Source organism: Micromonospora sp. PRAS1 (assembly GCF_059553435.1).
The window spans coordinates 1-2,127 of record NZ_JCANNB010000091.1 but is presented as its reverse complement, the minus strand read 5'-3'; the positions used below and the strand labels follow the sequence as shown (position 1 = coordinate 2,127).

Genomic DNA, 2,127 nt, shown 5'->3' with positions numbered 1-2,127 from the left:
TCGAGGAAGCCGCTGGCCGCGGTGACCTGGAGGGTGAACTCGGTGCCACCCTCACCGGCGACGGCCTCGAAGCCGACCTGTTCCTCGCTGTCGGTGTTGGCGCGGCGGAACTCCGTGTAGTCGAAGACGACGTCGACCGGGTGCGCGTCCGCGCCGGTCAGCCGGCGTACCGCCGGCAGCGGGTAACGCCGGTGCGGCCAGAGCTCCGCCTCGCGGTCGAAGACCGCCCGCACCAGCTCACGCCAGGTCCGCGCACCCCGCTCGTAGCCGAACGGCAGGATGTTGATGTACATGCCGTGCACCCGCTCCGCACCCCGAACCTCGGGCCGCGCGTCGCAGACCAGGCCGGTGTGGAAGCGCCGCTCGTCGGTGAGCTGGCTCATCACCTTCAGGTGCGCCGCGTGCAGGACCGCCTTCGGCGACACCTCGTACGTCGAGGCCAGGGCACGGATGCGCTGGTCGAGATCCTGGTAGCTGAGTCGGTGCCGGACGGTCCCAGTCGTCGCAGCCGGTTCACCCCAGCCGATGGGCGGAGTGAACTTGGCGTACCCGGAAATGATCTTGTGCCAGTACGCCTGGTCCTCCGTCGAGTCCAACGCCACCCGCTCCCCGGCGACGAAGTCGGCGTAGCGGACCGCGATCGGCTCCGCCGCCTCCGGCGCCATGCCGACACAGCGCCGCTCGTAGCAGCTGAGCAGCTCGGCCAGGAGGGCGTTCAGGTCCCAGCCACCGGTAATCAGGTGGCTGATCGCCACGGTGAGCCACCAACCGCCGTCGGCATCGGCGTGGGCGCTGACCCGCAGCAGCGGCGCGGGGTGCTCCGGGTGGAACGGCCGGGCCCGCTCGGCGTCGACGTGCTCGCGTAGCTGCGCCTCGGCCCGCTCCTGGTCCAAGGGCAGGACCCGGACGTCGACGGGCGCCTCGGTGTGCACGAGTTGCAGCGGCACCGAGTAGCCGTCCAGGGCGAAGGAGGTACGCAGGGTCTCGTGCCGGGCGACAATGTCCCGCACCGCCCCGGTCAGCGCTTCCGCAGAGAACCGCTGGCGGCTGTGCACCCGGAAGCAGCGGACGATGTGGTACAGCGACCGCTCCGGGGCCTTCTGCATCTCGACAAGCATGCCGAGCTGAGCCTGGGCGATCGGGTACGCGTCGTCGAGGCCGGTGGGCAGGGCGGCCCGGTCGACGTCGGCGAGTTGCGCGAAGCGGGCGACCGGCTGGAACTGCGGCGCGGTGGCCTCGCTCTGCTTGGCGGCGAGGTGTCCGGCGAGCGCGGCGACCGTGCGGTGCACGAACACGTCACGTACGCCGACCGGGAACTTGGCCACCCGGAGCGCGCCGACAAGCGCCACCGCTCGGAGCGAGTCGCCACCGAGGTCGAAGAAGTTGTCGACGACGCTGACGCTGTCCAGCTTGAGCACCCGTGCCCAGATGTCGGCGAGTTGGGCTTCCAGGTCGGTGCGGGGTGCCACGTGCACCCGCTCGGTCGCCGTCACCGATTCCAGCAGCGCGGCGCGGTCGACCTTGCCATTGGCGTTGAGCGGAATCGCCTCCACGGCGATCAAGTCGGCGGGCACCATGTAGTCCGGCAGCCGGTCGGCGCACTCGTCTCGAATGCGCTGGACCAGTCCGGCGTCCGGGGCGGTCGGCACGAAGAAGCCGATCAGCCGTGCCTCGCCGGCCGTACCCGTCTGCACGACCGTCACCGCGTCGCGTACGCCGGCAACGGCGGTGAGCACGGACTCGATCTCGCCCAACTCGATGCGGTAACCACGCACCTTCACCTGATGGTCCACCCGACCCAGGAACTCCACCGCACCATCGGGCAGTCGGCGGGTCAGGTCCCCGGTGCGGTACAACCGCGACCCCGCCGGCCCGAACGGATCCGGCACGAATCGGTCCGCAGTCAACCCCGGCTGCCCCACATAACCCCGGGCCACCCCGACACCACCCACATACAACTCACCCGTCACACCCAACGGCACCGGCTGCATCCACCCGTCCAACACATACATCCGCATGCCCGGCAACGCCCGACCGATCGGCACGATCGGCAACGTCTGCTCCACCCGCACCGGAAACACACACGTACCCACCGACGCCTCCGTCGGCCCGTACTCATTGATCAAA

At 70.1% G+C, this 2,127-nt stretch carries 1 protein-coding gene; it reads right to left on the bottom strand.

Translation table 11 applies throughout. The features are described 5' to 3' along the window. A partial coding sequence (locus AC507J_RS32185) for a condensation domain-containing protein (RefSeq protein ID WP_496294311.1) occupies window positions 1-2,093 on the bottom strand: 2,093 nt, incomplete at its 3' end. Between the last annotated feature and the right edge of the window lie 34 nt (window positions 2,094-2,127).